General features: G+C 68.0%; 5 protein-coding genes. 1 reads left to right on the top strand and 4 read right to left on the bottom strand.

From position 1 onward, the window contains the following. Positions 1–10: 10 nt before the first annotated feature. Genes AC5Y46_RS25370 through AC5Y46_RS25385 form a run of 4 tightly spaced genes read right to left on the bottom strand, consistent with a single transcriptional unit; the run spans position 11 to position 4,985 of the window. Positions 11–1,633, bottom strand: a complete 1,623-nt coding sequence (locus tag AC5Y46_RS25370; protein WP_499943396.1) for a dipeptide ABC transporter ATP-binding protein — start codon at positions 1,631–1,633, stop codon at positions 11–13. After that, positions 1,630–2,451, bottom strand: coding sequence for an ABC transporter permease (locus tag AC5Y46_RS25375; RefSeq protein WP_499943395.1), 822 nt, complete (start codon positions 2,449–2,451; stop codon positions 1,630–1,632). Before AC5Y46_RS25375 ends, AC5Y46_RS25370 begins: the two co-directional genes overlap by 4 nt. Then, the gene (locus tag AC5Y46_RS25380; protein ID WP_499943394.1) at positions 2,444–3,370 is read right to left on the bottom strand and encodes an ABC transporter permease; all 927 of its coding nucleotides are present in this window, start codon (positions 3,368–3,370) and stop codon (positions 2,444–2,446) included. The genes AC5Y46_RS25375 and AC5Y46_RS25380 overlap by 8 nt, the downstream gene beginning before the upstream one ends. A gap of 1 nt (position 3,371) precedes the next feature. Further along, positions 3,372–4,985 carry a peptide ABC transporter substrate-binding protein gene (locus AC5Y46_RS25385; RefSeq protein WP_499943393.1) on the bottom strand — a complete coding sequence of 538 codons (1,614 nt, stop codon included), beginning with the start codon at positions 4,983–4,985 and terminating at the stop codon, positions 3,372–3,374. 26 nt (positions 4,986–5,011) lie between these two features. Here AC5Y46_RS25385 and acs point away from each other — a divergent pair, with 26 nt between their 5' ends. Then, positions 5,012–6,973, top strand: coding sequence for an acetate--CoA ligase (gene acs / locus AC5Y46_RS25390; protein WP_499943392.1), 1,962 nt, complete (start codon positions 5,012–5,014; stop codon positions 6,971–6,973). The last annotated feature ends 135 nt before the right edge of the window (positions 6,974–7,108 follow it).

The following is a 7,108-nucleotide window of genomic DNA, read 5'->3' on the forward strand; positions in this document are numbered from 1 at the left end:
AGCCAACGGGTCACTCACCGGGAATCGCCTCCAATAGCTGTCGGGTGTACTCGTGTCCCGGCGCGGCGAACACCTGCTCGGTGGGAGCCTGTTCCACCACCTGCCCGTTGCGCATCACCAGCACGTCGTCGGAGATCTGGCGGATCACGGCCAGGTCGTGGCTGATGAACAGGTAAGTCAACCCGAGGTTGGCTTGTAGTTCGGCCAGCAAATCCAGGATCTGCGCCTGCACCAGCACGTCGAGGGCGGAGACCGCCTCGTCGCAGACCAGCATGTCGGGCCGCAGCGCCAGCGCCCGCGCGATCGCGACCCGTTGCCGCTGCCCGCCCGACAGCTCGCGGGGCAGCCGGTCCAGCACCGACGACGGCAGCGCCACCTGGTCGATGAGTTCACGGACCGCGCGCCGGCGCTGGGCACGGTCGCCGACCCGGTGAATGCGCAACGGCTCCTCGACGGCCCGCGACACCGAGTACATCGGGTCCAGGCTGCTGTAGGGGTTCTGGAAGACCGGCTGCACCCGACGGCGGAACGCCAGTTCGGTGCTGCGGTCCATCGCGGCGACGTCGGTCCCGTCGAAGACGACGGTTCCCGACGTCGGCGCCAGCAGACCCAGCACCATCCGCGCCAATGTCGACTTGCCCGAGCCCGATTCGCCGACGACGGCCAACGTGGTGGCCCGGGGCACCCGGAACGACACCGCGTCGACGGCCCGGAACTCGGTGCGCCGCCACGGTGCGCCGCGCGACTCGCGGTAGGTCTTGGTCAGCTCCGACACGACGAGCAGATCGTCGGAGCCGGCGACGTGTTCGGCTGCCGAGGCGGCCACCCGCTCCCGGATCTGGGCCGAGCGCTTGTCCCGGGCGGTCAGCGACGGCGCGGCGGCGACCAGACGGCGCGTGTACTCGTGCTGCGGATTCCGCAAAATGTCTTGCGCCACACCGGATTCCACCACCACTCCGCGGTGCACCACCACCACCGACTCGGCCCGCTCGGCGGCCAGCGCCAGGTCGTGGGTGATCAGCAACAGCGCCGTACCCAGTTCGTCGGTGAGCCGGCCCAGATGGTCGAGAACCTGGCGTTGCACCGTGACGTCCAGAGCCGACGTGGGCTCGTCGGCGATCAGCAGCCGCGGTCTGCCGGCCAAACCGATGGCGATCAGCGCGCGCTGGCACATGCCGCCGGACAACTGGTGCGGATACCGCCCGGCCTGCTTGTCGGGCTCGCGCATCCCGGCCTGCGCCAGCAGCTCGACCGCCCGCCGTCGCGCGTCACGACCGTCGGTGTTGGCCCGCAACGCTTCTCGGATCTGAAAGCCGACCTTCCAGACCGGGTTCAGGTTGGACATCGGATCCTGCGGCACGTAGCCGATCTGGCTGCCCCGGATGGAGCGCATCGCACGCCGGCCGGCCCCGGTGATGTCACGGCCGTCAAAGACGATGCGCCCGCCGGTGATCCGGCCACCCGGTGCCAGCAGGCCGAGGACGGCGGCGGCCGCGGTGGACTTGCCGGACCCGGACTCCCCCACCACCGCGACGGTCTGGCCGGACAGCACACTGAAGTTCATGCCCCGCACGACGGGTTCGTCGGCGCCGAACCGGACTTCCAGGCCTTCCACCGACAGCAGTACGCTCATGCCCGCCACGCCCGTGAGGCCGGGTCCAGACCGTCGCGCAGCGCGTCGCCCATGACCATGAACGCCAGCACCGTAACCGCCAGTGCGCCAGCAGGATAGAACAGGATCGGCGAGCCGGCCCGCAACCGCATCTGCGCCACGTTGATGTCACCGCCCCAGGACACCACCGACGGCGGCAACCCGACCCCGAGGTAGGACAGGGTGGCCTCGGTGACGATGAAGGCACCCAGCGCGATGGTGGCCACCGCGATCACCGGCCCGATGGCGTTGGGTACGGCGTGTCGCAGCAAGATCCGAAAGCGGCTCAGCCCCAATGCTTTCGCTGCCAGCACGTAGTCACTACCCCGCACCTCGAGCACCGAACTGCGCGCGATCCTGGCCACCTGGGGCCAGCCGAACAGCGCCAGGATGGCGATCACCGTCCACACCGTGCGGTGGTGCATCACCTGCATGAGCACGATCGCGGCCAACAGCAACGGCAAGCCGAAGAACACGTCGGTGAGCCGGGACACCAGGGCGTCGACCCAGCCGCCGTAGAAGCCGGCCAACGCGCCCAACGCACCGCCGACGAGGAACACGGCCAGCGTCGCGCCCAACCCGACGGTCACCGACGCACGCGCGCCGTACACGGTGCGCGCGTAGATGTCGTGGCCTTGTAAGTCCGTGCCGAACCAATGTGCCGCCGAGGGCGGTAGGAGGCTCTGGCTCGGGTCGGCGTAGGTGGGGTCGGCGCCGGTGAACAACGCCGGAAACGCGGCGACGACGAGGATCAGCACGATCAGCATCAGGGAGACGACGAACTTGGGCCGTTTATGCATACCGGATCCTGGGATCCAGTGCGGCGTAGAGCAAATCCACCAGCAGGTTGCTGAGCAGATAGATTCCCACCAGCACCGTCACGATCGACACCACCGTCGGCGCCTCCTGCCTGGTGACCGCCTGATACAGCACACCGCCGACGCCGTGGATGTTGAAAATCCCTTCGGTCACAATGGCTCCGCCCATCAGCGCGCCGAGGTCGGCGCCCAGGAACGTCACCACCGGGATCAGCGAGTTGCGCAGAATGTGCACCGTCACCACCCGGGACCGCGACAGGCCCTTGGCCGTGGCGGTACGGACGTAGTCGGCGTGGGCGTTGGCGGCCACCGCCGAACGGGTCAACCGCACCACGTATGCGAAAGACACCAGGCCCAACACGATTCCGGGCAGCAGCAGCCGCCCGAACGTCGCCCGGCCGCCCACCGTCACCGGCGCCAGCCCCAGCCGTACGCCGAACACGAACTGCGCCAGGAAGCCCAGCACGAAAATCGGGATCGCGATGATGACCAATCCGGTCACCAGCACCGTCGTGTCGAAGATGCCACCCTGGCGCAGCCCCGCGATCACCCCGAACCCGATGCCCAGCACCGCCTCGACCACCAGCGCGATCAGCGCCAACCGGATCGTCACCGGAAAGGCATGCGCCAGAACGGCACTGACCGGTAGACCCGAGTACGCGCGGCCCAGGTCGCCGTGCAGCAGACCACCGAGGTAGCGCAGATACTGCACCAGGAACGGGTCGTCGAGGTGGTACTGGGCACGTAGTTGCGCAGCGACCGCCGGGCTCAGCGGCCGGTCGCCGGCCATCGCTGCCACCGGGTCACCGGGCAGCAGGAACACCATGCCGTAGATCAACAGCGTGGCACCCAGGAAAACCGGCACCATGACGGCGATCCGGCGCAGCACGTACCAGCCCATGTCAGCCCTTGAGCAGGTTCTCGTAGTCGGGCAGGCCGTTCCAGGTGGGTTTGACGTTGCTCACCTGGCTCGACCATCCGATCACACTGATGTAGTACCACAACGGGATAGCGGGCATGTCGCGCAACAGGATTCGTTGTGCGACGTTGACCAGCACGTCGGCCTGGCGTATGTCGGGCGCTCCCTCGGCGGCCGCCAGCGCGGCGTCGAACTCGGCGCTGGAGTAGCCGACGTCGTTGGATCCGGCGCCGGTGGCGTACAGCGGGGCCAGAAACTCGATCATCGACGGGTAGTCGCCGATCCAGCCGGCCCGGAACGCCGTGTCGATGGTGCGGTTGGTGATCTGGGTGCGGAACCCGGCGAACGTCGGCTGCGGTGCCCCGACCGCGTCGATGCCCAGCACGTTCTTGATGCTGTTGGCCACCGCGTCCACCCACTCCTGATGACCGCTGTCGGCGTTGTAGGCGATGGCGTATCGCCCGGTCCACGGCGATATCGCGTTGGCCTGCGCCCAAAGTTGCCGTGCCCGATCGGGATTGAAGTCCAGCGCGTCGCTGCCGGGGATATGGGGGTCGAAGCCGGGCAGCGAGCTGGCGGTGAAGTCGCGTGCCGGGCTGCGGGTACCGCTGAAGATCTGCTGACAGATCTGCGGCCGGTTGATGGCGGCCGACAGCGCCAGGCGGCGCAGGCGGCCCTCCTCGCCGCCGAAGTGCGGCAGCCGCAACGGGGTGTCCAGCGACTGGCTGACGGCGACCGGTGCGCTGACGGCGTTGCCACCGAGATCGCGCTGATAGATGCTCAACGCGCTGGACGGAATCGTATCCAGCACATCGAGATTGCCCGACAGCAAGTCGGCGTAGGCGGTGTCGAGGTTGGCGTAGAACTCGAACCGCAGACCCTTGTTGCGCGGTTTGCGGTTGCCGTGATAGTCGGGGTTGGGCGCCAGGTCGATCTTGACGTTGTGTTCCCACGCCGGACCGTCCGGACTGTCGGCGAGCTGGTAAGGGCCGTTGCCGACCGGGTGCTGGCCGAACGCCGCCATGTCCTGAAACGCCTTGGGCGGCAACGGGTAGAACGCGCTGTGCCCCAGGCTCATCTTGAAGTCGATGGTCGGCGCCTTGAGCCGGACGGTGAACTCGAGGTCGTCGACGACGCGCAACCCGGACATCGTCGTGGCGGGCTGTCCCTCGGTCGGCGCACCGGCGACGTCGTCGTATCCGGCGATCGGGCTGAAGAAGTTCTGTTGCAGTTGGGCGTTGGCGCTCAGTGCGCCGTAGTTCCAGGCGTCGACGAACGAGTGGGCGGTGACCGGTGTGCCGTCGGTGAACTTCCAACCCGGCTTGAGCACGATGCGGTAGTTGATGTTGTCGGTGGTCTCGATGGACTGCGCAACCTCGAGGGACGGCCTGCCCGCCGCGTCATAGGACATCAGGCCGGCGAACAGCCGATCCAGGATGCGACCGCCATTGCTGTCGTTGGTGCCGGTGGGGATCAGCGGGTTCGGCGGTTCGGCAGCGTTCACCACCACCACGTCGGGTGTCAGCATGCCGCCGCCGCAGCCCGCCAAGCAGGCAGCCACCAGCATGGCGGCCAGCGCGGCCCGCATCCGACGCATGCCTGCGACCCTAATAGGCTCGATACGTGACAGACGCCACGGCCAAAAGCTCTGAAGAGGCAGGGTCCTACCCGCCTGCGACGCAATTCGCCGAGCAGTCCAACGCCAAGCCCGAAATCTACGAACAGGCAGACCAAGACCGGTTGGCGTTCTGGGCCGAGCAGGCCGAGCGGCTCGATTGGGAGACGCCGCACACCGAGGTGCTGGACTGGTCGGACGCGCCGTTCGCCAAATGGTTCGTCGGCGGCAAACTCAACGTCGCCTACAACTGCCTGGACCGTCACGTCGAAGCGGGCAACGGGGACCGCGTGGCCATCCACTGGGAAGGCGAACCCGACGACCACCGGCGCAGCTTCACCTACGCAGAGCTGCAGACCCAGGTGTGCAAGGCGGCCAACGCGCTGACCGACCTCGGGCTGGTCGCCGGTGACCGTGTCGCCATCTACCTGCCGCTGATACCCGAGGCCGTGATCGCGATGCTGGCCTGCGCGCGTCTGGGCATCATGCACACCGTGGTGTTCGGCGGTTTCACCGCGCACGCGCTGCAGGCCCGCATCGCCGACGCGCAGACCAAGCTGCTGATCACCGCCGACGGACAGTTCCGGCGCGGCAAGGCCGCGCCGCTCAAAGACGCCGCCGACGAGGCGGTCTCGGTGCCCGACAGTCCCATCGAGCACGTTCTGGTGGTGCGCCGCACCGGCATCGACGTGACCTGGGACGACGACCGCGACCTGTGGTGGCACGACGTGGTCGACTCGGCCGCACCGGAACACCAGCCGGAGGCGTTCGACGCCGAGCAGCCGCTGTTCCTGCTCTACACCTCCGGCACCACCGGGAAGCCGAAAGGCATCGTGCACACCAGCGGCGGCTATCTGACCCAGTGCGCGTACACGATGCACGCGATCTTCGACGTCAAAACGGACACTGACGTGTTCTGGTGCACCGCCGACATCGGCTGGGTCACCGGGCACACGTACGGCGTCTACGCGCCGCTGTCCAACGGGGTCACCGAGGTTCTCTACGAGGGCACCCCGAACACCCCCACCCAGCACCGGCATTTCGAGATCATCGAAAGATACGGCGTCACAATCTATTACACCGCTCCGACACTGATCCGCACGTTCATGAAGTGGGGTCGGGAGATCCCCGACGCCCACGACCTGTCCAGCATCAGATTGCTCGGCACGGTCGGCGAGATCATCAATCCGGAAGCCTGGCGCTGGTACCGCGACGTCGTCGGCGGCGGCAAGGTGCCGGTGGTCGACACCTGGTGGCAGACCGAGACCGGTGCGGCGATGATCTCCCCGCTGCCCGGGGTCAGCGCGGCCAAACCGGGGTCGGCGATGGCGGCGCTGCCGGGCATCTCGGCCAAGATCGTCGACGACCACGGTGAACCGCTTCCCCCGGACAAGGAGGGTGAGGAGCACGTCACCGGGTATCTGGTCCTGGATCAGCCGTGGCCGGCGATGCTGCGTGGCATCTGGGGGGACCCCGAGCGGTACCGCAAGACCTACTGGTCCAAGTACGCCGAGCACGGCTATTACTTCGCCGGCGACGGCGCCCGCTTCGACCCCGACGGCGACATCTGGGTGCTGGGCCGCATCGACGACGTGATGAACATTTCCGGTCACCGCATCTCCACCGCCGAGGTGGAGTCGGCGTTGGTCGGGCATTCCGGAGTGGCCGAGGCCGCGGTGGTGGGGGTCACCGACGACACCACCGGCCAGGCCATCTGCGCGTTCGTCGTGCTCCGGGAGAATTACGAGGCCAGCGACGGCACCGTCGAGGAGTTGCGCTCCGAGGTCGCCCACGAGATCTCGCCGATCGCCAAGCCACGCGAGGTGCACGTGGTGCCCGAACTGCCGAAGACCCGCAGCGGCAAGATCATGCGCCGACTCCTGCGCGACATCGCCGAGAACCGCGAACTCGGCGACACCTCCACGCTGCTGGACCCCGACGTGTTCGACGCGATCCGCGAGGCCAAGTAGCTCAGCCGCTGCACCAGCCCGTCGAGCTACACCAGCCCGCCGAGCGTCACCAGCCCGCCGAGCGTCACCAGCCCGCCGAGTGTCACCAGCCCGCCGAGCGTCACCAGCCCGCCGAGCGTCACGAGGCCCGCCGAG

This window comes from Mycobacterium sp. NGS59, from assembly GCF_059812345.1.

What these genes read in the sequence shown, in the direction of transcription:
- AC5Y46_RS25380 (WP_499943394.1), bottom strand. Translation starts at nt 3,370, where the DNA reads ATGGGCTGGTACGTGCTGCGCCGGATCGCCGTCATGGTGCCGGTTTTC.
- AC5Y46_RS25375 (WP_499943395.1), bottom strand. Translation starts at nt 2,451, where the DNA reads ATGCATAAACGGCCCAAGTTCGTCGTCTCCCTGATGCTGATCGTGCTG.
- AC5Y46_RS25370 (WP_499943396.1), bottom strand. Translation starts at nt 1,633, where the DNA reads ATGAGCGTACTGCTGTCGGTGGAAGGCCTGGAAGTCCGGTTCGGCGCC.
- AC5Y46_RS25385 (WP_499943393.1), bottom strand. Translation starts at nt 4,985, where the DNA reads ATGCGTCGGATGCGGGCCGCGCTGGCCGCCATGCTGGTGGCTGCCTGC.